The following is a 20,532-nucleotide window of genomic DNA, read 5'->3' on the forward strand; positions in this document are numbered from 1 at the left end:
CGTCCTCGCGCGTCAATCGTTGAAGTCGCACAGAAACGGGCGGACGGTCATCAGGTTGCGCGCGCGCATCTCGCGCTCCGGGTCGATTACGCGCTCGACAACGGGCTCGACAACGGGCAGCAGGCCCGGCAGCAGCAACGGATACCCGCCGACGTGCGTATGCGCCCGATAGCGACGCACGAGGGCGTCGAGGTCGAGCTTCGCGCGCTTCGTATCGATCTCGACGCGTACGATCTCTCCCCGCGCGAGCGGCGCGCGTTGCGTCTCGATCTCGACTCGGGCCACGTCTTTGTTGTTCATCGTCAGTCTCCGGTAGCGCGCGGGCGGCGAACGCTTTCGATGCCGTCGAGCGCAGGTTGTGAATCCGCGTGGCGTTCGCCCGCGCGGGTGAAATAGCGGTCGAGCGCGATCAGGCGCTCGTCGGCAGGCATCTGAACGAGACGATGGCGCAGCTTTTTGCTCTCGACATTGACGAGCCGTTCGGCGGTCTTCAGCGGCACGATGCCGGCGAGGACCGCGCCCTCGACCATCGGGTCGCGCAGGATCATGTGCGCGCGGTCGTAGCTACGCAGCGATACGTCGCACGCGTCGAGGATCACGTCGAGGTTCTTACGCTTCTTCAGGCGCGTGGCCATACCGAGGTCGTAGCGGTCGAGCCAGTCGGGACGCAGGAGGATCGCGCGCACGAGCCGCGCACAGACGACAGCGCGCTCGTACGTCTCGGGCTTCGGTACGCGAGCGGTCATCGCGCGGGCGACGACCAGCGCGGGGTGATCGTCGTACGAGGCGTGGATACGGACGTACGGACAAGGCAGGCCGAGACGCCTCGCCTCGCGTACGCGACCGCGACCATCGACGAGCTTGTCGTCGAGCAGTAAGACCGGGTTCTGAATGGCGTCCCGGACGCTCACGTGCGCGCTCGGCGGGACGAGTTCCGCGAGCGGGTGAACGGCGATCTGCTTCAGTTCGTCAGCGTTTAAAAATCCCGTATCCACTTGTCATCCCTTTATTTGAAACTGGCGTAATTGTCACGCTATAGCCCGATTACTTTCGTATTCACCACTCTCGTGCTATCTTCAGCGTTATCCACTTGTCTTTGGTCAGTGTCAAAGGCAAAACCTTATGCCTCCAAGTTAGACCCTTGGAGGCATTTTTTTAGGACAAACGCGCGCACAAATGCCGCGCGAAGTCGCTAAAAGGCACCTAGTTTTTTCTAATGGGGATCGGTACTACGGCCCGAACGGGCCTTGAGGCACGTCGCAGGCTTTTACACCCCGGTTCTACTTTCCACCGCGTCGGCGGCGTCGAGTTGCTGACGCAGCAGTGACCACCCTTGCTCGTACTCTGGACAGAGCCGGTGTACCGAGACGCGGTTCTCTACCACATGCGCGATAAACGGCGCAAACGCGGGCGGGACGGGCATTCCACGGTCCAGCCACTTCGTGATCCGGCTCCCCGAACACGGTTTGTAACGGTTCACGCGGCGCGCCAGTTCCGAGATCGATCCGCAAATCTCGGCGGCTTCGAGCAGCGCAATGTGACCGCGCGGAATCTTCGCATTCCAGACTCGCTGCATAACGGGCGTCCTGTGATGGGTTAGACAAAAGGGGTGAGAAGCATCGTAGTCGTCGCCGTGGCGGAAAACAACTGCCCAGGAGCCAATGCGGGCGGGCGTTTCGGGCGAACGCCTTGTCCCGCAAGGCTTCCCGCGCCGAAAAAAAAGTTGGTGGCGTGTTGCGCAGAAAATCCACCGTTTCAGCTATTTTCTAGGGAGAAACCCTGACGCCTCGGGGCGAATATGGGGCGAAGTTGGGGCGAATCTGGGGCGAAGTTGGGGCGAAGCTCGGGGCGAAGTTGGGGCGAAGTTGGGGCGAAGTTTCTTCGTAAAGTCTTATTGGATGGTCATTCCAGCAAATCGTAAAAACGAAGAAATCGCGTTCGAGAAGGAACAGTAAATCGAATTGTCATGCAATTAGAAATTAGCGATTTACCGTTTTAGGCGCTTTGGCACCCCCCATTGCGTTAATAAAATCACCGCTGCATCCTTGCCGGGCATTTACCCCGAGCGAGGAAAAATGGAAAGCAAAAATCTGATTGAGCACGATACGGACGAGCACGGCTCGCCGCTCGTGACTGTCATCGGCGTAGACCGCGAGAGCGTCTACAGCACCGCGCTCGACCTGAAGAACGCGACGCCCGTCGAGCAGTGTCCCGAGGTCTGCGGCCCGAAGCTCGACCTCGACTCTGGCTGCTGGCGCGCGACCGTCATCGTCCGCAACGGGGTGCCGGTATGAACGCCCGCGCCGATAGCCGCCGCGCCCTGAGTATTGAGGCGCTATGCCTCTCCTCGATCCTGACGCGCAAGTTGCGCAGCGCCGGTATTGCGACGGTCCCCGACCTCTGCGCGCGCCGCCCGTCCGATCTGCTCAAGCTCACGAACGTTGGCCCCGCAACGGTCGAGCGGATTCGCGACACGCTCGCCATCTACGGGCTCGACCTTCTCGCCGACGAGGAGGTAACGGCATGAGTTGCTACCGCTTTACGAGCCGCAGCCCCATGTCGTATCGCCCGGCGCTGCGCGCTCTGCGCCGTCAGCCGAAGGAGAAGCGCCGCGAATGGTTGCGCCAGCGCTATCTCTACGCCGAGCCGCGCGTCGCTATCTCGCGCCTCTACGGCTTGAACGTCTGACCGAACTCCCCGATGAAAAAGACCGCTTTCGTATTGGCGCTGCTCGCGCTCGTCTCCCCTTGTCGCGCGTGGGACACGGTGATGGCCGTTCCGAATCGGGACGGCGGCGAGATTCGCCTGACTGACCGGCCGTGTACCCCGAAAAGCTCGACCTTCGGGATGGCGTACGCGACCGGAGAGCCGAAGCTCGAAGGCTGCTGGACGGTCAACAAGGACGGCGATATCGCTATCCACTGGTGGCCCCAAGGCGAGCACGACTTCTGGAAAACCTACGACCTGCTCCACTTCGCGGCTACGCAGTACGGGCACGCGAACGGGTGGGATTAAAAACGAACGGAGGAAGGTATGAACGCGCGTGAAGAATGGTTAGAGGAGCGAAAGAAAGGTCTGGGAGGAAGCGACGCCGCCGCCGCGCTCGGGCAGTCGCGCCATAAGACCGCGTACCAGCTCTATCAGGAAAAGCTCGACCTGATCCCCGGCGACGTATTGGTCAGCCCCGGCTCGGTCGAGCGGATGGAGTTCGGTCAGCTTATCGAGCAGGTCATCGCCGATATGTACGCCAAGCGGTACGGCGTCAAGTTGCGCCGGCATAACCGGATCGCGCAGCACCCGCGCTTGTCGTTCATGCTCGCGAGCTACGACCGGACTATCGACGGCAAGCGCGAAGGACTCGAATGCAAGAACGTCGATGCGCTCGCGTACCGCTTCGGCGAGTGGGGCGAGGAACACTCCGATCAGGTCCCGCAGGAATTTTTGCTTCAGTGTCACCACTACCTCGCGACCTCGGGCTATGACGTATGGCACCTCGCCGCGTGCGTCGGCGGCAACTCGCTAAAGGTCTATCACATCGAGCGGGACCCCGAGATGATCGAACTCGTCGAGCAGGGCGAGGCGGAGTTCTGGCAACACGTCCAGAGCAACGAGCCGCCCTCGCTCGACTACCAGCATAAGAGCGCGGTGCCGTTGCTCAAGAAGATGTTTCCCGGCACGAACGGCGAGACGGTCAGGCTCCCCGCCGAGGCCGAAGCGTTGCACCACGCGCGCGTCGAGTTCGACGAACAGGCCGCGCTCTTTGAGGCCGGCTCGAAGGCCGCGAAAGCCCGAATCATGCACCTGATGGGCGAGGCATCGGTCGGACTTCTACCGAACGGCGGCGGCTATACCCGAAAGATCATCAAGCGCGACGGCTACACCGTCGAGCCCACTTCGTACGTCGATTTCCGCTTTTCCTCACGCAAAGGAGACAAGCAGTGAACGAGTTGACCGAACACACCATCGCCCAGCGTCGCGACCTCTCCGAGACGGCTGGCGCTCGTCAGGACCAGAGTCGCGAACTCGCCGAGACGCAGGTCCAGTACCTCATGTCGCAACAGTTCCCGCGCGACGAGGTGAAGGCCATCGACCGTATCGAGAACGCCTTTACGCGATTCGGTCTCGCCGAGAAGGCGCAGTACGCGTTCTCGCGCGGCGGGACCGAGATTCGCGGCCCGAGCATCAAGGCGCTGGAACAGATCGCAACGTTGTGGGGAAACATTGACGCGTCGTGGCGCGAGCGCTCGCGTGGCGTCGATGCGCGCGGCGTTCCGTACTCCGAGGTCGAGGCTGTGGCAATCGATCTTCAGAGCCGTACGCGCAAGCGGATCGCGTTCATCGTGCCGCACTGGCGCGATACGAGACAAGGCGGCTACGTACTCAAGGACGAGCGCGACATTTACGAGCTTTGCGCGAATCAGGCGCAGCGCCGCGTGCGCGCCTGCCTCGAAGCGATCATCCCCGGCGACGTAATCGAGACCGCAATGGAGCAGGCCGATAAAACGCTCAAGGCGAAGGCCGACACGAGCCCCGAGGCGATGGCGAAGATGGTCGGCGCGTTCGGCGAGTACGGCGTCACGAAGGAGCAGATCGAGAAGCGGATTCAGCGCCGGCTCGACGCGATTGCGCCCGCGCAGGTTGTTGGCCTCAAGCGTATCTATGCCTCCCTTCGGGACGGTATGAGCGAGCCGGGCGAGTGGTTCGACAAGGGCGAGGACGCGAAGGCAGACGAGAGCGGCGGCGAGGTCCCCGCTACCGGCTCGGGCACTGCGGCGGTCAAGTCGCGGATGAAAGCGACCGCCAAGAAGAAAGACCCCGAGAAAGACCCTGCGCCGAGCGCCGACGAGACGACGAGCGAGGACGGCGAGGACGGTCGCGTACTGACCTACGCCGAGGTCGCGCAGGCGCTCAACGGATCGACGACGCTCGACGCGGTGAACGACGCGGGCGATCTGATCAAGTACGTGGCCAACGAGAAACAACGCGGCGACCTCGAAGCGCTTTTCCGCGAGCGCGCCGCCGCCTTCGAGGAGGCGTAGCCGTGGACACCATCGAAGGTCGCTGGATTCTCTACCGCGAGCGCTGTATCCCGTATGACCTCTCGCCGGCAGTGGTGTACGCGATGAAAGTCGCGTTTTACGCCGGCTTTAAGACGATGCTCGACTTCAATTTCGAACTGGCTGACCTTCGCGAACCCGTCGCGATATTCAGCCTTGAACTCCTTCACCGCGAGGCCCGCGTTTTTAGCGAGTCTCTGACTAACTAGCGAGGTCTGACCCATGATCGAACTCGAAAGGCATCCCGTAAAAATCCAGCACATCAACGTGCGCACCGAGTTGCACGGCGACGAGGAGCGGACGGCGGTCGATATCAAACTCGGCTTCGACGTGCCGAATACGTCGCTCGAAGCGCTCGCCGAAGGTCTGCGCGGCGCGCTCTACGAAGCGCCCGAAGATGCTGACCTCCTCGGCGACGCGGAGCGGCCTTTTACGCGCGTCCGCTTCCCGCAGTTCGGCACGTTCAAGTGGGCCGGCGAGTGGTCGTCGGTCGGTCTGCACCTGCACCTCGGTAACGGGCGTGGCAAGGGTGACCTGATCTTCAGCGAGGCGGTATTCGGCAAGCTGACCGTGGCGTGCAAGGAGGGCGGCTCGTGCGCGTGCGTCGTACGCGTACAGCTACTCCCTACCCCGGACGAGACGGCGAAGCTCGTCGGCCTGCTCAAGCGCGAAGTGCCGGCGACGACCGACCTCTCGGAAGCGGTTGATCTCGACGCCCCGACCGGCGACGACGACCACGACGACTACGAGGAGGAGTAACCATGCGACTGACGACCGCTTATCTGCTGACGCTCGATACGCAGGACGTATTCGATGTCGTCGCCTGGCACCTGCTCCGCCAGAACGCGCAGGCGACGCTACCCAATACGGCGCGCTGCATGTACCGCGCGCCTGACGGCAAGCGTTGCGCAATCGGCTGGCTGATCCCCGATGACGTCTACGTCTCCAATATCGAGTTCTTCGGCGTGCGCGATCTCGTCGAACTCTTTTCCGAGCAGCCGCACGCCGTCGAGTTCGCGAAGTTCCTTTCGAGCCACATGCTGTTGTTGCGCGACCTCCAAGGCATGCACGACGCGCGCGCCCCGCACGAGTGGCCGATGACGCTCCGCTCGATTGCGAGACTACACGGCCTGCGCGAGACGGTTATCGACGCGACGTTCGCCGAGAACGCGCCGCCCGCGCCGCCCGCGCCGCCGCCCGCGCCGGCCCGTTCGTTCGCCTCGGTCCTGCGGGCGTATCTCCTCGACGGCTCGAAGGTTGCCGCGCGCAAGCAGAAGCCCTCGACCGCCGCCGACGAGGTAGCCCATGTCGTCGCGTAGTCGCAAGGCCCGCGCGAAGCTCGCGCCGGCCACGCCCGAGCCGCCGCCGTCGCGGATCGACGCGTGGGTGCCCGACTACGGGCGGGAGTGCGAGGCGTGCGGCTCGACGCCTTGCGTCTCCGGTCTCTCTGACGGTCACGTCGTCTACGCGGGCGCGCTGTGCGGCGTCTGTACGTGGGGCGAGGCCGCGTGCTCCGATCCGGCGAACTGGTAAAGGGGGGCTCTCGATGCCGCGTCAGGATATCTACCGTACTCACTGCGTCAGTTGCGGCGCGCGCTTTACGACCGCGAACGTCTGGAGCGACGCCGGCTGGTTCGAGACGCAGATCAGCGGATTGTGCGAGTCGTGCTTCGACGCGGTATCGAGTCTTTTCGAACTCTCGGCGAGGGACGAGGATGGAAACGAACAAGGAGACGACGACGATGCCCGGTCCGGTGGTTGAACTCGACCTCTCGGGCGAGCGTCCGCTCGTCAAGGTGGACGGCGAAGCGTTGCAGGGCGTATCGAGCGCGCGCGTCGAGGTCGAGCCCTTCGAGGTCCCGGCGCTCGTACTGCGGCTCGTCCGCTTCGAGGTCAAGGGGGGAAGCCTGCCGCACGGCGTACGCGTATTCAGCAAAAAGGAAAACGGATGATCTCCCCACAACTGGGTTCTAAACGGATTCAAGGAGTTACGGTCAGCCGCGCTCCACTATTGGCCGTCCTCAAATTGAGGATGACCGCCGAGGACGCTCGCCGGCTTTTGGGGAATCAAAAGAATCAAGGAGTTGTGTCGAGGTGAACTCGCCCGAGAATTCGGGCGAGTAAAGTCCCAAGGAGAACGGATGATGACCGAAGTCCCCGCACTTCCCGATCCGCTTGTCGTCGTCGTCGATGCGCAACCGATGGCCGACTCGCGGATCGTGGCGCAAATGTTCTACAAGCGGCACGCGGACGTGCTTCGCATGATTCGGGACCTGTTGCGACTCAAGCCCGAACTCGAACGCAATTTTGCGTTTGAGTTGGATCGGGTCGCGACGGGTAACGGCGGCGCTCGTAAGAGCCCTTTCTATCACTGCGACGAGTCGGGCTTTATGGTGCTTGTGATGGGCTTTACCGGCGAGGCCGCGCTTACGATAAAGCTACGTTTCATCGAGCAGTTCCGCGCGATGCGAGACCGACTCAACACGCCGCGTATGCGCGACTGGGAACTGCGCGAGCGCGAGTCGGCGAGGCGAGCTACAGTCGGCGCGAAAGCGCTCTGTGTACGCAAGCGCGAGAAGCCCATCCTCGAAAGCGAGCGGCGCGGGCTTCTCGCCGCCGTACAAATACCGCTACCAATTACACATCCTCAGATTGAGGACGTGCAACCCGAACAACGAGCCGCAAGGGAGAGCGAACGATGACCAAGAAAGACAGCGCGTCGGTTGATCCGAGCGGCCCGGTGCTCAAGCATTCGATTGTGACCGCGCTTATGTGGGAGCGCTATACGATTCAGGCGGCGGACGGTAGGCCCGCGACTCTCGCGATTATCGATGAGGACGGCGCGGTACTGGACGCCGGTCCCGAGGTTGCGCAAGAAATATGGGACTTGGCGATATTGGCGTATCGACAGTATCTCGTTGGCGAAGGGGTCTTGCGTATCTACTCGACGCCCGAAGGCTTATTACAGGATCGGGCATAAAATAAGGCGGCCATCGCGGTCGCCTTTTTTGTTTGCGGGTGTCACCTACTTCGTGCGCGTTCGCGGTACGCGGGCCGGGCGCTTTACCTTCGTCACCTCTTCACGGCCCTCGACCTCCGACAACTCGCCGACAATTTCTCCTGTGATCCGATCCACTGCGAGACCAATCGCACCACCCTGTCTAGACCAAAGGCGAAGATGGACGGGAGCCGACTTGTCAGCATCTGGGTACGGTTGCAGATGAACTTCGACGCGCTCGAAGGTATCGGCCACCAACTTACGAGCTTTCATACGCGCGTCCGGGTCGAGGTCCAGTACACCTTTTTGTAGCGCTCTCCAATCCTTCGCGGTGCTAGCGTTCTGGACAGTACCGACGCGAGCGTCGCGTTCGAGTTCAAGTACCTCTCCAGTCACGCGTTCGAGCGCCGCTTCCGTATCGCGCAACACCTTCCGTTCTGTCTTGGTGAGTGGGTCCTCCTCGTCCTCTAGCCGTTCCTCGTACTTTGCTATCTTCGCTTGAAGCGATACCACCTCTGCGCGCTTTGCTTCGAGCTTTGCGCCCGCCGGGTTTGCGCCCGCGTCGGGTTTAAAGAAACGGTCGAGATTTGATTGATCACCGCAGAAGGTCAGGACCGCGCGCTCGATAGGTTCAGTCTTGCAACTATCGACCTCCGACGAGCACGCACCGTCCACTTGGTTGGAGTGCGAGCAACGAAGCCGGCGAATAAATGTCCTCCCGAGCTTCGAGCGCGTCTTGTACTGGTTCATCGCGATCAGCGGATAACCACACGATCTACAGAACGCGATTCCGTTCGCGGTAAGGATTGGAGGAACGTCCGCATTCGCGCGAGGGACCTCTCGCTTTTTCGACTGAAGCCGCAACGCGTCCCACTCGGCGCTTTTCAGGATTGGGGGATAGTAGCCTTCGAGGACGTACTCCTCGCCCTCGATGTTGAACACCTTCTCGCCGATAAGGGAGCGCGATTCCAGCGCGCGTTGAATCTGGAAGATGCCCCAATGCTTACCGCGACTAATCGTTAGCCCTTCTTCCTTTAGGCGTCGCGCAATTGCGAGGGCTCCGTGGCCTTCCATGTAGAGAGCGACAATTCGCCGAACAGCCGTCTCCCCAGGCTCGGCGAGTTCGATTCGGTTCGTCTCTCTATCGTAGAGTACCCACGACGGGTCAGTGCCTTGAGAAATCGTCCCCTTTTCCTCGTTGCGCACACGCGGCGCGCCAACGAGGAAGCCGCGCTCGTTCTTCTTTGCCCACCGCTCGCAGAGCGTCTTGAGCGCGCCGCGCGCGCGTCGCGACTTGCTATCGCTTTCCTCGTTGGCACGCATAAAGACCAACTCGGCCCAGAGCGAGCGCGTCTTGTCCGCGCGATAAGCGGCCAGCGAAAACTCCTTGTCGTCGCTAGTGGTGATGATGCGGATACCGCCGCGAATCAACCTGTCGAAGTGCTCGCGCGCGAACACCGGTTCCTGACGGCTCAAGCGGTCGAGGCTTTCCAGCACGAGCGCTTCGCCGGGCAGGATGTCTCCCCGGTCGAAGGATTCGATAAACCAGCCAAGCGCACCGCGCTTGATGTGGTCGCCGTGGTAGCCGGAAAAACCCAAGTCCTCTAGCCTTGTCTTGCGGTCGAGAACGTACCCGTTCTTCTCTGCCCATGCCTCGGCGTAAGCATCCTGCCGGGCGATGCCGGAGCCGGTCTCCTGCTTCTTACTGGAAATGCGAGCGTAGGTGAAAAGTCGGAGCTTGCGGTCGGCGGGAGCCGAGGTCGCGGGCGCTTGTTTGCGCGGCAAGCGACGCGGACCGCGCGAGGCAGAAGTCGGGGTATTCATTTTGGGTTGCGTCCTTGTACGCGATTACGAACGAGACCCAAATTGTACGGGTTGCAAAACTATACATCCAGCTTGCTCGATTTGCAAAAGCCGATCTGATCCGGTGCGATCACGCGATAGCCGGCGTCGCTCAGCCGGCGAATCGTCGTATCCCATGTTGCAGAACAAAAATTCTTTCCATGCAGCAACACCACCGTGCGTCCGTTCGCATGCGCGGGCTTCACGTCCATGTAGGCCATCTGCAAAGGCACCCCCTGCGACGTGAATTCGAAGCGTTCGACCGGCGCCGGATAGCTGAAGCCCTGTAGCTCCGGACCATAGGCCGGGCCGGAATCGTCGAGTGAGGAAGCGGCGCTTGCGGCGCCCGGGCTCGCCTCGCTGCCGGGCGTGGCGGCCACGGCGACAGCCGCCGCGCACAGCACGACACGGGCGCAGACACTCGACAGGGCAAGCAGGAATGGGTGGCGAAGATTCATCGGGAGGGTCTGGAAAAAACGCAACAGGATGCACGAGGCGTGGAGCGCACGATTCTACGATGCACCGCCGAACTCTGACGCCAGTCGCGCAGCGCCGACACGGCACGCGGCAGCGGCGATGTGGCATGCATATTGCGCCCCCGTGCTTGAGCATCGTCGGACACGACCTCGTGGCCAATGTGCTGCGCCGCACCGAGAAATTCGCCATAACACGCGATCGTTACAGGATGGTCGGCCACGCGGCCCCCGCAATAAACATTTATTCATTCGAGTCCAATCGGTGCTAGAACTGACTGACGGACTCGCGATAAACAGGCACCAAAGAACGGCAGTGCGGTGCGACTGCCAGGCAGCCCAAATCATCAGCGGAGAGGACGCGGCCAGATCATTCCCGGGGGTACATCAATCAAGCAACCATCTTGCATGAGGTCGGCGTGAGTGATGAAGGGCTCGCGCCGATCGACAGGAGACAAATATGAATACTCCGGCACGGCTGAACGACTTACAGCGCACTACCCTGGCGATCGTCCTCGCCGGCGGACGCGGCACCCGGCTCGGGCCGCTGACGAACAAGCGTGTGAAGCCGGCGGTGCACTTCGGCGGCAAATACCGGATCATCGACTTTGCGCTTTCCAATTGCCTGAATTCCGGCATCCGCCGCATCGCGGTGGTCACGCAGTACAAGGCGCATTCGCTGCTGCGGCATCTGCAGCGCGGCTGGAGCTTCCTGCGCGGGGAGATGGGCGAATTCATCGATCTGTGGCCCGCGCAGCAGCGCGTCGAAGGCGCGCACTGGTATCGCGGCACCGCCGACGCTGTGTTCCAGAACCTCGACATCATCCGCTCGATCCGTCCGAAGTATGTGGTCGTGCTCGCGGGCGACCACATCTACAAGATGGACTACACGCGCATGATCGCCGATCACGCGGACAGCGGCGCCGACTGCACGGTCGGCTGCATCGAGGTGCCGCGCATGGACGCGGTCGCGTTCGGCGTGATGGCCGTCGACGAAAACCGCCGCGTGACAGGCTTCGTCGAAAAACCGGCCGACCCGCCCGCGATGCCCGGCCGTCCCGACACCGCGCTCGCGAGCATGGGCATCTACGTGTTCAACGCCGACTATCTGTACACGCAACTCGAAGAGAACATCGCCGCGATCGATACCGACCACGACTTCGGCAAGGACATCCTGCCGCGCGTGGTCACGCAGGGCGTGGCGATCGCGCATCCGTTCAGCATGTCGTGCGTGTCGTCGGACCCGAGCGTCGAGCCGTACTGGCGCGACGTCGGCACGATCGACGCGTATTGGGCCGCGAACCTCGACCTCGCTTCGACGATTCCGACGCTCGACCTGTACGACGAGTCATGGCCGATCTGGACCTACCAGGAGCAGTTGCCGCCCGCGAAGTTCGTACGCGACATGAAGGGGCTGCAGGGTTCGGGCAACAACCTGATCGTCTGCGGCGGCTGCGTGATCTCGGGCTCGCAGATTTCGCGCTCGGTGCTGTCGTCGAACGTGAAAGTGAGTTCGTTCTGTAATATCAATGAGGCAGTCTTGCTGCCTCAGGTCACGGTCGGCGCGAGTTGCCGCCTGCAGAAGGTGGTGATCGACCGTGGCTGCACGATCCCGGAAGGCACCGTGATCGGCGAAGACCCGGCGCGCGATGCCGAGCGCTTCTATCGCACCGACGATGGCGTCGTGCTGGTCACGCAGGAAGCGCTGCGCACTCATCCGAAGTAGCGCGCCCGCCGCATGCCCGCGCCGGCGGCCGCACGCCGCCGGCTACGCCTTTGCTCGCTTCATCCGGCTTCACCCGCAGCACCGCTCACCTTTTTACCAACCCGAGCAACCCTGCCAACCCGACAGAGACCCGGTCTATGACGATTCGCGCCCTGCACGTCGCAAGCGAGCTGTATCCCCTTCTCAAAACGGGCGGTCTCGCCGACGTCGCGGGCGCGCTGCCGTCCGCGTTGATCGAGCGCGGCGCCGACGTGCGCGTGCTGCTGCCCGGCTTTCCCGCGGTGCTCGCGGGACTGCATGATCTGCAACCGGTCGCGCAACTCGGCAGCCGCTTCGGCGCGCCGAACGTGACGCTCGAACGCGGCACGCTGCCCACCAACGGGCTCGCGGTCTACGTGATCCGCGCCGCGTCGCTGTATGACCGCCCCGGCAACCCGTATCTGAACGACGAACACGTGCCGTATGGCGACAACGCGCAGCGTTTCGCGCTGCTCGGCTGGGTCGCCGCGCAGCTCGCGCAGCAGATGGACCCGACGTGGTCGCCGCAGATCGTCCATGCGCACGATTGGCATGCTGGGCTCGCGCCTGCCTACCTGAAGGCCGCCGAACGCGAGCACGGCCGCGTGCCCGCGCACAGCGTGTTCACGATCCACAACCTCGCCTACCAGGGGATCTTTCCCGCGCATCAGTTCGGCCTGCTCGGCCTGCCGCACGATTTCTTCAACATGCACGGCGTCGAATTCTATGGACAGCTGTCGTTCCTGAAGGCGGGGCTCTATTACGCCGACCGCATCACGACCGTCAGCCCGAACTATGCGCGCGAAATCCAGACGCTCGCGCACGGCGGCGGGCTCGATGCGCTGCTGCGCCATCGCGCGCACGATCTGAGCGGGATCCTGAACGGCGTCGACTACGCGGTGTGGAATCCCGCCAGCGATACGCTGCTCGCGACGCGCTACAGCTCGTCGCGGCTGGCCGGCAAGCTCGCCTGCAAGGAAGCGCTGCAAAAGCGCTTCGGCCTCGCGCAACGAAGCGACGCGCTGCTGTTCGGCGTGGTGAGCCGGCTGACCGAACAGAAAGGCCTCGATCTGCTGCTCGGCGCGGTGCCCGAAATCGTCAAGCGCGGCGGCCAACTGGTCGTGTTCGGCACCGGCGATCCGGCGCTCGAGAATGGCCTGAGGATGGTCGCGCAGGCGCATCCGGAATCGGTCGCGGTCGAACTCGGTTTCGACGAAGCGCTCGCGCATACGATCATCGCCGGCAGCGACGTGGTCGCGGTGCCGTCGCGCTTCGAGCCGTGCGGGCTCACGCAGCTCTATGCGCTCGCCTACGGGTCGCTGCCCCTCGTGCACAGCGTCGGCGGTCTCGCCGATACGGTCGCCGACGCATCGCTCGAAAACCTCGCCGACGATGTCGCGACCGGCTTCGTGTTCGACCGCTTCGATCCGACCGGCCTCGCCGCAGCGATCCGCCGCGCGTTCGCGCTGTACGGGCGCCGCACCGAATGGAAGGCCGCGCAGCGACGCGCAATGCGCCAGGACTTCGGCTGGGGCACGTCGGCCGACCGCTATCTGGCCTTGTATCGCGAGCTCGTCTGAAGCATCGGCCACGCGGGAAACTGTCAGCTTTCGTTAAGGTTCACGCGCGTTTGATGGTTCGGCGCAACAGCACGGGGACGGATCAACTCGCGGCTGTCAAACTCCTGTATCGTTTGCTGACTTGCCGGCTATGCAGTTCGTGCGTTTTTCCTGCACCATCTGTATCAGGCATGTCTGCCGCGCGGCGCCAGGGCCATCGGCCCGCCCGCGTGAGACTCCCTTCCCGCTTTGTTGATCGCGCATTACCGGTTGCGCGAGCCTTACCATGACGAAAAACGTTCTGAGCATTCAGTCCCATGTCGTGTTCGGTCACGCCGGCAACAGCGCGGCCGTGTTTCCGATGTGCCGGCTCGGCGTCAACGTGTGGCCGCTCAACACCGTCCAGTTGTCGAACCACACGCAATACGGACACTGGAGCGGCAGCGCGATCGACGCTTCGAAGATGGAAGATCTCGTCGACAGCATCGGCGCGATCGGCATGCTGCCGCGCTGCGACGCGGTGCTCTCCGGCTATCTCGGCACGACGGAACAGGCGCAGGCGGTGATCGACATCGTCAAGGCCGTGAAGGCGGCCAATCCCCGCGCCTGGTACTTTTGCGACCCGGTGATGGGTGCGATGGGCGGCTACAAGGTCGACCCCGGCATCCAGGAATTTCTGGTCAACGAAATGCCGCAGGTCGCCGACGGGATCGCGCCGAATCACATCGAATTGCAGCGCCTCGTCGGCCGCGAGATCGAGACGCTCGAGGAAGCCGTCACCGCGTGCCGCGAGGTGCTCGCGCGCGGGCCGAAGCTCGTGCTCGTCAAGCATCTGCTCGATCGCAACAGTCCCGCCGACCGCTTCAACATGCTCGTCGTCACAGAGCGTGAAGCGTGGATGGGACAGCGCCCGCTCTATCCGTTCGCGCGCCAGCCGGTCGGCGTCGGCGATCTGACGAGCGCGGTCTTCGTCGCGCGCACGCTGCTCGGCGATTCGATCCGCTCGGCCTTTGAGCACACGCTCGCCGCCGTCAACGCGGTGGTCAAGGCGACCTGGCAGGCCGGACGCTACGAACTCGAACTGGTGGCGATGCAAAATGAAATCGCCCAGCCGCGCGAGTGGTTCGATGCGTGGGTTGCGGAGACGGCTTAAGGTCGAGCTCGGGTCACTGAGGCGCGTCCCCTGTTGCGGGGCGCTCGCCGCCAACGTCACGCGAGCAGCCGTCCTATAATGCGTGCCGCGTGGAACGGGGCTTGCGCCCGCATTCCACGGGATTTTCAGCATCCGGCATTCAGCAGACGAGGCATTCGATGGACGGTCATATCCGCAGCGAGCGGGAAGAATTTTTTGAGCAGTTGTGCATCAGCGTCGACGCGGACGAAGCGCACGAACAGGAAGCGATCGAGTTCTTCGAGAACCAGTTCGACCAGCCCGACTTCGATCCCGCGCAATGGCTCGATATCGCGCTCTACTACTCGCCTGCCGTCGCGCGCGGCATCGTCGAGATGGTGACGGCCGACGACAAGGCACGCAGCAACATCGCCGAAATCATCGCCGACAATCTCGACATCTCTTACGGCGAGGACGAGTGCCAGCAATTCGCCGAGACGATCGAATTCGCGCTGAACAACGGCGTGCCGGTCGATCTCGACGTGGTGCTCGACGGCTGCCAGCGCGCGATCGACGATCTGGACACGTGGGCCGACGAAGACACGAAGGCGCCGCTTCTGCGTCTGCGTGAGGAACTGCTGCGTCAGCAAGGCGAGCGCTAGGCAAGAGGCTCGAATCTCCCCGCCGCAACGCTAACTCCGCAACACTGCAACACCGGCCGGCGCGCTCGCGCCGGTTTCTTAAGCGTATGCCGTAATCCGCAGCCCAAGCGGAAATTCTCGCGGCAAGCCAGCCTGGATGCCTCACGCACGCTCCCTGTGGACGTGACGGACATCCCGCCGGCTATGCCGAAATGCTCATCCAAAACGCCACGAATTGCCAAGACGACGGCAATTTGGCTTTCTATATTCGCCCCAGATTGACCCCGCGAACACGCTGTGAAGCGCAACGTCACTGCGCGTATTCCAGCATTGTGAGCGGCGACCGATCCTTCGTAGCCTTGCGATGCGCGAGGGCTCCCCTCGGCCTCACGTGTCGTACCGCATTGCTGTCGTACCGCTTTCATAACAACCGTCGATGCAAGGAGAGACCATGAGTCTTCGCAACACGCTGAAACCGCTGGCCATGCTCGTGGGTGCGATGTTTGCCGTCGCGCCTGTCGCCAGTTTTGCCGACGACCTGCCGGTCAAGATCGGTTTTGCCGCGCCGCTGACGGGCGCCAATGCCGGTTACGGCAAGGATCTGGAAAACGGTGTGCGGCTCGCGATCGACGAAGCCAACGCGCAGAAGATCAAGATCGGCGAGAAGGTCGCGCACTTCGAGATCGTCTCGCAGGACGACCAGGCCGACCCGCGCGTCGGCGTGCAGGCCGCGCAGAAGCTGGTCGATTCGGGCGTCGCGGTGGTGGTCGGCCACTTCAACTCGGGCACGACGATCCCGGCCTCGCAGGTCTACGAGCAGGCCGGCATTCCAGTGCTCGATCCCGCCGCGACGAATCCGATCATCACGGGCCGCGGCTTCGCGAATACCTTCATGGTGATTTCGACCGATGCGCAGAACGCCGGCAACGCAGGCATTTATGCGGTCGAGGTAACGAAGGCCAAGCGCATCGCGATCATCGACGATCGCACCGCGTTCGGCCAGGGCGAAGCCGACGAGTTCGAGAAGGCCGTAAAGGCACACGGCGGCACGATCGTCGCGCGCGACTACACCGACAACCACGCGGTCGACTTCAGCACGCAGATCACCAAGTTCAAGGGTGCCAATGCGGACCTCGTGTTCTTTGCCGGCCTCGACAGCCAGGCGGCGGGCTTCGCGCGGCGCATGAAGCAGCTCGGCCTGAACGCGCAACTGGTCGGCGGCGGCGGCGTGATGGACGAAGACTTCATCAAGCTCGCGGGCGACGCGTCCGACGGGGCGATGGCCTGGGAATACGGCCGCCCGCTCGCGCAACTGCCGGGTGGCAAGGACTTCAACGCGAAGTTCAAGAAGCGCTTCGGCGCGGATGTGCTGTCGTATGCGCCGTTCGGCTACGACGGCGCATGGGTCGCGATCAAGGCGATGCAGCAGGCCAAATCCGACTCGCCGAACGTGTACCGCCCGGTGCTCAAGTCGATCGACTACGACGGCGTGACCGGCAAGATCTCGTTCGACAACACCGGCGCGTTGAAGAGCGGCGCGTCGACGCTGTATCAGGTGAAGAACGGCGCGTGGGTGCCGGTGGTGACGAAGAGCGGCACCTAAGCTCGCCGTCCAGTGAATCGTAGCGGCCCTGCCCGGCTTACGGCCGGCGCGGGCGCGCTACTGCGTCGCGCTCGCCGCCCGGACGACCACCTCGGCATCCAGATCGCGCTCGATGCGCACGAGGTCGTCGCGAATCGCCGCGAACTCGTTAGCCGTACACATCTGGTGGCCGAACGCGGCGCGCAGATGCCGGGTGACCTGCAAGGTGCGCGTCGCCGGATCGAACACGTAGCGCGACGCAAATGAGAGCAGCGGGTCCTCGACCGTGCTGTCGGTCGGCAGGTCCGTCACGCGCACGAAGCGCGGCAAACTCATTTCCAGCGTCTCATCGAACTCCCCGCCGATGCATGCCCACGGCTGCGTTCTGACGGGCTCCGCTAGCCACGTCTCGACCTGAGAGTTCATGCCGCCGGCGAGGCTCGTCAGCGCCGGCACCGCGGTCGTGCCGTCCGGCCAGATCAGATGCGGCACCCTGCCCTGCATCGAGGTCGCGAACGGTCCGCCGGTCACGTCGACGTCGTCGGTCTGCAACTGCGCGGTGCCATGCAAGCCCGTTTTCAGCAGACGGCTCGCGGCAATCTGCTGCGCGCCCTGGCGCGTCGCGCGTCGGAACGTGTTGCGTTCGATCTCCGCGGGATAACCCCGGTCTTCGACGCGGTACGCGTAACGCGCGGTGCCGTTTTCATCGATGTCGATCTGCACGCGCGCGTTGCGTTCGTGCCGCTGAGTGGCCGGCGTGCGCGCGAGCACCCCATCGCCGACGAGCAGCACCGGCCGGTCCATCACGCCGCCAGGCAGATAGCCGAACGCGGTGCCGCCCGCTGTCGTGTCCGCGAATTGCGCCAGCTCGGGAATCCAGATGATCGCGTGATTGATCGCGCTCGCGCCGTAGCCCGGCACCTCGGGCAGCGTGTAGTACGGGCCGAGATTCAGCAGCACCGGCTCGCTGCGAATGCCGACCGCCGCGAGCAACGCACCGTATAGCGCGACGTGGTCCTTGCAGTCGCCGTAGCGGTTGCGCAGGATATCGGCCGCCTTGTGCGGAATCGCCGCCGTCTCGCCGAGAAAAAGTGCGACGTAGCGGATGTTCAGACGCATCCAGTCGTATAACACGCGGGCTTTGTCGCGCGGATCACTGAGGCCGGCCGTCAGTTGCCGAGCGAGACTGACGATCGCCGGATCGTCGCGGGTCGCGTCGTTGTCGGCGGGACCGCGATAGCGCTCGGCGAAGCTCGCGAAGTCCGGCACCGTCGACACCATCAGCCGGTCGCCCCAATTCGCGTAGCCGACCGCGCCCGCTTCGACGCGCGGATACGGGCCGTGCCGATAGTCGAACTCGTAGCGGGTGCGCCCGTTCGCGGTGACGGGCGGTACCGCGACGTAGCCGCGTGCATCCGTATAGAGCGGCACGTCGGCGGGCAGATCGAAGATCAGACGCTGCTCGTCGACGGGCTCGAGCGACGGCTCGACCAGATAACCGAAGGTGCCCACCTGCAGCGGCTTCGCGCGGGTCTTGCGAAACGCCAGATGCACGCGCGAGCCGGTCGTGACGCTGGGGAAGATCACCGTGCGCAATACCCCGTCCTCGAAGCTCGGCGCGCCGGACGAGCGCGGCTCCTGCACGTCGCGGATCGCTTCGGGACCGACCGCATGGGCGGTGCCGTCAGGGTCGATCGTCTCGGCGGCCAGCAGTTGCACCTGCTCGATGTCCTTGTTGAACCACACATAGCGTTGCGCGATCGCGTCGATGCCGCTGGCCGTGTCGGCGCGCATCACGGTGTCGTCGTGTTCCTCGATGGAGCCGTCTTTCTGGATCACGAACAAATGCACGTCGCGCTCGATCGTCGCAGGCGCGCGTTCGTTGGCGGAGGTGGCGATTTCGGCGGCGATCGCGCAAAGGGGCAACGCGATGCCGCTCGCGGCCGTCAGCGCCGCAAGCAACGCGGCGGCGCGCACGCTTCGCGTGAGCGCGCCGATGCATGCGGCGACCCTGCGCGCGCGCGTCATGAACGACGCACCCCGCTCCACGCGCGCCGCTCGTGGCACGCAAGCCCGATCTCCACGATCGATACGTGCGCCAACGTAACGACGATGTTCTCCAAGATCCACCTCGGCAAGATTCGTGTCGTCGTTGTAGCACATCGCCGGCCCGCGCGTTTCGGGCCGAGCCGGCGTCAATCGCGATCACTCGCCGTCGTCGAGCTGGCTCAGCAGCGCCTGCAGCTTTTCCACGTGCCGCAGCAGCATGTGCCGGTGCTTGTCGATCTGTTCGAGCCGCCCCTCCAGGTCGGCCTGAATGCGGTCGTCGAGCTCGGCCGCGGCCATGACGTCTTCGACCTTTGCACGCATCGACGCGAGTTCGACCGGCGCATGCAGCAGATGCCGCTCGAAGCGCCGCACTTCCTGCGTCGCGACATCGCGTACCTTGCGAAAATGCACATGACGGCGGTGCGCTTCGACATCGAGCGTTTCTTCCTCGACGCGACGCGCGGGCCCCGGCTGCCCAAAGATCGGCTCGGGCCGCAGCACGGTCTTCTTGCGCACCGGATGCGCGGTGCCGCGAAAGCGCGCGAGCGGCTGCTCGTTGTCGATCGCCTCGCGCGCATTCGGCGGAATCTCGTGACCGCTGTGCGGCACGTTCATCCAGCCGCCCGGCAAGCCGGTGACCGCCTCGACGCCGCGCACGAATTCCTCGCTGAATTCGCGCTGGCCGGACAGCATCAGCTTCAGATAGCTCGCGGAAAAGGTCATCATGCGCGCGAGCCGGCTCGCGGCGCCAACCTCGCTGGTCAGCAACACCAGGTTCGCGCGCCAGACTGGCAGCAGCAATTCGTCGGAATCTTCCATCGCTGGGTCTTCCATCTTTTCGCCTGATGAATCGATGACCGCGTCGCGCATGTCATCGTTTTGAAAGGGTAGTCGTCTGGCGGTGTCGCGCGCAATGCCGCTGCGCCGCCTTGCTTGCGGTGAGGCCCCGATACCGAAGGTACACGTATGACACGGCAGGCACCGGCCAATTCAGCGCAAAGCACGCTAAACCAGGGCTTACAACACATCGCGTGTTGCATTGACACACGCAATTGCGCACCGTTCCTATCCGCGTCCCTTCGATGTGGCATGCTTACACGCCGATGCGGCACGCGTCGTGCTGCATTGGTCGCCCACAACATTGACTTAAGGGTTTTGTAATGAAGAAAATCGTTCTCGCCATCGCCGCAGCCGTCGCTACCCTGAGCGCGATCGCCCCCGCTCAAGCTTATGAACATCACCACGAGTGCCATAAGGTGAAGGTTCATCATCACTGGGAAAAGCGCTGCCACTAATGGCGGTGAAACCGTGTCCAAGGACGCGGTGCACATAAAAAGCCCCGCTTTCGCGGTAATGCCGTTCAGTTAAGGTCTTTCCGAAGATATCGAACGGTATAGCGAGCAGGACGGGACTTGACGGCCCGGTCGCATTGTCGACCGGGCCGTTTTACGTTGATGAGCAGCTTGAGGTGTTCAC

25 protein-coding genes and 1 pseudogene are annotated in these 20,532 nt (G+C 63.5%); 19 read left to right on the forward strand and 7 right to left on the reverse strand.

Annotation, left to right across the window (positions count from 1 at the left end; all coding sequences use genetic code 11):
* Positions 1-12 precede the first annotated feature (12 nt).
* The 3 genes from ACLFKU_RS10620 to ACLFKU_RS10630 all read right to left on the reverse strand — a co-directional run bounded on the left by ACLFKU_RS10620 (position 13) and on the right by ACLFKU_RS10630 (position 1,576).
* Positions 13-300, reverse strand: a complete 288-nt coding sequence (locus ACLFKU_RS10620) for a hypothetical protein (protein ID WP_410849058.1) — start codon at positions 298-300, stop codon at positions 13-15.
* 2 nt (positions 301-302) lie between these two features.
* The gene (locus ACLFKU_RS10625) at positions 303-995 is read right to left on the reverse strand and encodes a hypothetical protein (protein WP_410849059.1); all 693 of its coding nucleotides are present in this window, start codon (positions 993-995) and stop codon (positions 303-305) included.
* Between the two features lie 272 nt (positions 996-1,267).
* Positions 1,268-1,576, reverse strand: a complete 309-nt coding sequence (locus tag ACLFKU_RS10630; RefSeq protein ID WP_410849060.1) for a hypothetical protein — start codon at positions 1,574-1,576, stop codon at positions 1,268-1,270.
* A gap of 499 nt (positions 1,577-2,075) precedes the next feature.
* Between ACLFKU_RS10630 and ACLFKU_RS10635 the strand changes: the two genes are divergently transcribed.
* From ACLFKU_RS10635 to ACLFKU_RS10695, 13 genes are all read left to right on the forward strand, one after another.
* Positions 2,076-2,294 (forward strand): hypothetical protein, encoded by a 219-nt coding sequence (locus ACLFKU_RS10635; protein WP_410849061.1) that lies wholly within the window; start codon positions 2,076-2,078, stop codon positions 2,292-2,294.
* Entirely contained in the window at positions 2,291-2,527 is a 237-nt protein-coding gene (locus tag ACLFKU_RS10640; RefSeq protein ID WP_410849062.1) for a DNA-directed RNA polymerase subunit alpha C-terminal domain-containing protein, read from the forward strand. Before ACLFKU_RS10635 ends, ACLFKU_RS10640 begins: the two co-directional genes overlap by 4 nt.
* Positions 2,524-2,688 carry a hypothetical protein gene (locus ACLFKU_RS10645; protein WP_410849063.1) on the forward strand — a complete coding sequence of 55 codons (165 nt, stop codon included), beginning with the start codon at positions 2,524-2,526 and terminating at the stop codon, positions 2,686-2,688. Before ACLFKU_RS10640 ends, ACLFKU_RS10645 begins: the two co-directional genes overlap by 4 nt.
* A gap of 12 nt (positions 2,689-2,700) precedes the next feature.
* On the forward strand, positions 2,701-3,015 hold the full coding sequence (locus ACLFKU_RS10650; RefSeq protein ID WP_410849064.1) for a hypothetical protein: 315 nt from the start codon (positions 2,701-2,703) through the stop codon (positions 3,013-3,015).
* 18 nt (positions 3,016-3,033) lie between these two features.
* Positions 3,034-3,942 (forward strand): YqaJ viral recombinase family protein, encoded by a 909-nt coding sequence (locus ACLFKU_RS10655; protein ID WP_410849065.1) that lies wholly within the window; start codon positions 3,034-3,036, stop codon positions 3,940-3,942.
* Positions 3,939-5,039: a hypothetical protein gene (locus ACLFKU_RS10660; protein WP_410849066.1), complete on the forward strand. Its 1,101-nt coding sequence runs from the start codon at positions 3,939-3,941 to the stop codon at positions 5,037-5,039. Before ACLFKU_RS10655 ends, ACLFKU_RS10660 begins: the two co-directional genes overlap by 4 nt.
* Before the next feature lie 2 nt (positions 5,040-5,041).
* Positions 5,042-5,266, forward strand: coding sequence for a hypothetical protein (locus tag ACLFKU_RS10665; protein ID WP_410849067.1), 225 nt, complete (start codon positions 5,042-5,044; stop codon positions 5,264-5,266).
* 13 nt (positions 5,267-5,279) lie between these two features.
* Positions 5,280-5,816, forward strand: coding sequence for a hypothetical protein (locus ACLFKU_RS10670; protein WP_410849068.1), 537 nt, complete (start codon positions 5,280-5,282; stop codon positions 5,814-5,816).
* A gap of 2 nt (positions 5,817-5,818) precedes the next feature.
* Positions 5,819-6,376 (forward strand): hypothetical protein, encoded by a 558-nt coding sequence (locus tag ACLFKU_RS10675; protein WP_410849069.1) that lies wholly within the window; start codon positions 5,819-5,821, stop codon positions 6,374-6,376.
* A complete protein-coding gene (locus tag ACLFKU_RS10680) occupies positions 6,363-6,590 on the forward strand; it encodes a hypothetical protein (protein ID WP_410849070.1) in 228 nt (75 codons plus the stop codon). The genes ACLFKU_RS10675 and ACLFKU_RS10680 overlap by 14 nt, the downstream gene beginning before the upstream one ends.
* 182 nt (positions 6,591-6,772) lie before the next feature.
* Positions 6,773-7,009 (forward strand): hypothetical protein, encoded by a 237-nt coding sequence (locus ACLFKU_RS10685; RefSeq protein WP_410849071.1) that lies wholly within the window; start codon positions 6,773-6,775, stop codon positions 7,007-7,009.
* A 189-nt stretch (positions 7,010-7,198) separates the two neighbouring features.
* Positions 7,199-7,759, forward strand: a complete 561-nt coding sequence (locus tag ACLFKU_RS10690) for a Rha family transcriptional regulator (RefSeq protein ID WP_410849072.1) — start codon at positions 7,199-7,201, stop codon at positions 7,757-7,759.
* Complete coding sequence (locus tag ACLFKU_RS10695; protein WP_410849073.1) at positions 7,756-8,037, forward strand: hypothetical protein; 282 nt, start codon at positions 7,756-7,758, stop codon at positions 8,035-8,037. Before ACLFKU_RS10690 ends, ACLFKU_RS10695 begins: the two co-directional genes overlap by 4 nt.
* Before the next feature lie 45 nt (positions 8,038-8,082).
* Here the strand turns inward: ACLFKU_RS10695 and ACLFKU_RS10700 are convergent, their stop codons facing one another.
* Both ACLFKU_RS10700 and ACLFKU_RS10705 read right to left on the reverse strand, forming a co-directional pair.
* Positions 8,083-9,879 carry a recombinase family protein gene (locus tag ACLFKU_RS10700; protein ID WP_410849074.1) on the reverse strand — a complete coding sequence of 599 codons (1,797 nt, stop codon included), beginning with the start codon at positions 9,877-9,879 and terminating at the stop codon, positions 8,083-8,085.
* 71 nt (positions 9,880-9,950) lie between these two features.
* Positions 9,951-10,486: pseudogene (locus ACLFKU_RS10705) on the reverse strand (alpha/beta hydrolase); the annotation flags it as partial.
* A gap of 344 nt (positions 10,487-10,830) precedes the next feature.
* On the opposite strand from ACLFKU_RS10705, the gene glgC reads away from it, so the two are divergent.
* From glgC to ACLFKU_RS10730, 5 genes are all read left to right on the forward strand, one after another.
* A complete protein-coding gene (glgC, locus tag ACLFKU_RS10710) occupies positions 10,831-12,096 on the forward strand; it encodes a glucose-1-phosphate adenylyltransferase (protein ID WP_368585555.1) in 1,266 nt (421 codons plus the stop codon).
* Between the two features lie 137 nt (positions 12,097-12,233).
* Positions 12,234-13,694, forward strand: coding sequence for a glycogen synthase GlgA (gene glgA / locus ACLFKU_RS10715; RefSeq protein ID WP_410849075.1), 1,461 nt, complete (start codon positions 12,234-12,236; stop codon positions 13,692-13,694).
* A 265-nt stretch (positions 13,695-13,959) separates the two neighbouring features.
* Positions 13,960-14,826: a pyridoxal kinase PdxY gene (gene pdxY, locus ACLFKU_RS10720; RefSeq protein WP_176108975.1), complete on the forward strand. Its 867-nt coding sequence runs from the start codon at positions 13,960-13,962 to the stop codon at positions 14,824-14,826.
* A gap of 158 nt (positions 14,827-14,984) precedes the next feature.
* Positions 14,985-15,446: a hypothetical protein gene (locus ACLFKU_RS10725; protein WP_368585553.1), complete on the forward strand. Its 462-nt coding sequence runs from the start codon at positions 14,985-14,987 to the stop codon at positions 15,444-15,446.
* A 430-nt stretch (positions 15,447-15,876) separates the two neighbouring features.
* Positions 15,877-17,028, forward strand: a complete 1,152-nt coding sequence (locus ACLFKU_RS10730) for a branched-chain amino acid ABC transporter substrate-binding protein (protein WP_368585552.1) — start codon at positions 15,877-15,879, stop codon at positions 17,026-17,028.
* A 57-nt stretch (positions 17,029-17,085) separates the two neighbouring features.
* Here ACLFKU_RS10730 and ACLFKU_RS10735 read toward each other — a convergent pair whose 3' ends face one another.
* Together ACLFKU_RS10735 and ACLFKU_RS10740 are read right to left on the reverse strand one after the other, a co-directional pair.
* Entirely contained in the window at positions 17,086-19,035 is a 1,950-nt protein-coding gene (locus ACLFKU_RS10735; RefSeq protein WP_410849082.1) for a DUF3857 domain-containing transglutaminase family protein, read from the reverse strand.
* A gap of 177 nt (positions 19,036-19,212) precedes the next feature.
* Positions 19,213-19,875, reverse strand: coding sequence for a hypothetical protein (locus ACLFKU_RS10740; protein WP_026228072.1), 663 nt, complete (start codon positions 19,873-19,875; stop codon positions 19,213-19,215).
* A gap of 341 nt (positions 19,876-20,216) precedes the next feature.
* Here ACLFKU_RS10740 and ACLFKU_RS10745 point away from each other — a divergent pair, with 341 nt between their 5' ends.
* Positions 20,217-20,351: a hypothetical protein gene (locus tag ACLFKU_RS10745; RefSeq protein ID WP_013089067.1), complete on the forward strand. Its 135-nt coding sequence runs from the start codon at positions 20,217-20,219 to the stop codon at positions 20,349-20,351.
* The last annotated feature ends 181 nt before the right edge of the window (positions 20,352-20,532 follow it).

The sequence above is a fragment of the Paraburkholderia sp. EG304 genome (genome assembly GCF_046543485.1).
GTDB lineage: Bacteria > Pseudomonadota > Gammaproteobacteria > Burkholderiales > Burkholderiaceae > Paraburkholderia > Paraburkholderia youngii.

Coding starts and splice junctions, on each gene's coding strand:
- ACLFKU_RS10645 (WP_410849063.1), top strand. CDS start 2,524: ATGAGTTGCTACCGCTTTACGAGCCGCAGCCCCATGTCGTATCGCCCG.
- glgA (WP_410849075.1), top strand. CDS start 12,234: ATGACGATTCGCGCCCTGCACGTCGCAAGCGAGCTGTATCCCCTTCTC.
- pdxY (WP_176108975.1), top strand. CDS start 13,960: ATGACGAAAAACGTTCTGAGCATTCAGTCCCATGTCGTGTTCGGTCAC.
- ACLFKU_RS10685 (WP_410849071.1), top strand. CDS start 6,773: ATGGAAACGAACAAGGAGACGACGACGATGCCCGGTCCGGTGGTTGAA.
- ACLFKU_RS10740 (WP_026228072.1), bottom strand. CDS start 19,875: ATGGAAGATTCCGACGAATTGCTGCTGCCAGTCTGGCGCGCGAACCTG.
- ACLFKU_RS10675 (WP_410849069.1), top strand. CDS start 5,819: ATGCGACTGACGACCGCTTATCTGCTGACGCTCGATACGCAGGACGTA.
- ACLFKU_RS10690 (WP_410849072.1), top strand. CDS start 7,199: ATGATGACCGAAGTCCCCGCACTTCCCGATCCGCTTGTCGTCGTCGTC.
- ACLFKU_RS10695 (WP_410849073.1), top strand. CDS start 7,756: ATGACCAAGAAAGACAGCGCGTCGGTTGATCCGAGCGGCCCGGTGCTC.
- ACLFKU_RS10640 (WP_410849062.1), top strand. CDS start 2,291: ATGAACGCCCGCGCCGATAGCCGCCGCGCCCTGAGTATTGAGGCGCTA.
- ACLFKU_RS10730 (WP_368585552.1), top strand. CDS start 15,877: ATGAGTCTTCGCAACACGCTGAAACCGCTGGCCATGCTCGTGGGTGCG.
- ACLFKU_RS10670 (WP_410849068.1), top strand. CDS start 5,280: ATGATCGAACTCGAAAGGCATCCCGTAAAAATCCAGCACATCAACGTG.
- ACLFKU_RS10635 (WP_410849061.1), top strand. CDS start 2,076: ATGGAAAGCAAAAATCTGATTGAGCACGATACGGACGAGCACGGCTCG.
- glgC (WP_368585555.1), top strand. CDS start 10,831: ATGAATACTCCGGCACGGCTGAACGACTTACAGCGCACTACCCTGGCG.
- ACLFKU_RS10655 (WP_410849065.1), top strand. CDS start 3,034: ATGAACGCGCGTGAAGAATGGTTAGAGGAGCGAAAGAAAGGTCTGGGA.
- ACLFKU_RS10700 (WP_410849074.1), bottom strand. CDS start 9,879: ATGAATACCCCGACTTCTGCCTCGCGCGGTCCGCGTCGCTTGCCGCGC.
- ACLFKU_RS10620 (WP_410849058.1), bottom strand. CDS start 300: ATGAACAACAAAGACGTGGCCCGAGTCGAGATCGAGACGCAACGCGCG.
- ACLFKU_RS10735 (WP_410849082.1), bottom strand. CDS start 19,035: ATGACGCGCGCGCGCAGGGTCGCCGCATGCATCGGCGCGCTCACGCGA.
- ACLFKU_RS10650 (WP_410849064.1), top strand. CDS start 2,701: ATGAAAAAGACCGCTTTCGTATTGGCGCTGCTCGCGCTCGTCTCCCCT.
- ACLFKU_RS10725 (WP_368585553.1), top strand. CDS start 14,985: ATGGACGGTCATATCCGCAGCGAGCGGGAAGAATTTTTTGAGCAGTTG.
- ACLFKU_RS10680 (WP_410849070.1), top strand. CDS start 6,363: ATGTCGTCGCGTAGTCGCAAGGCCCGCGCGAAGCTCGCGCCGGCCACG.
- ACLFKU_RS10745 (WP_013089067.1), top strand. CDS start 20,217: ATGAAGAAAATCGTTCTCGCCATCGCCGCAGCCGTCGCTACCCTGAGC.
- ACLFKU_RS10630 (WP_410849060.1), bottom strand. CDS start 1,576: ATGCAGCGAGTCTGGAATGCGAAGATTCCGCGCGGTCACATTGCGCTG.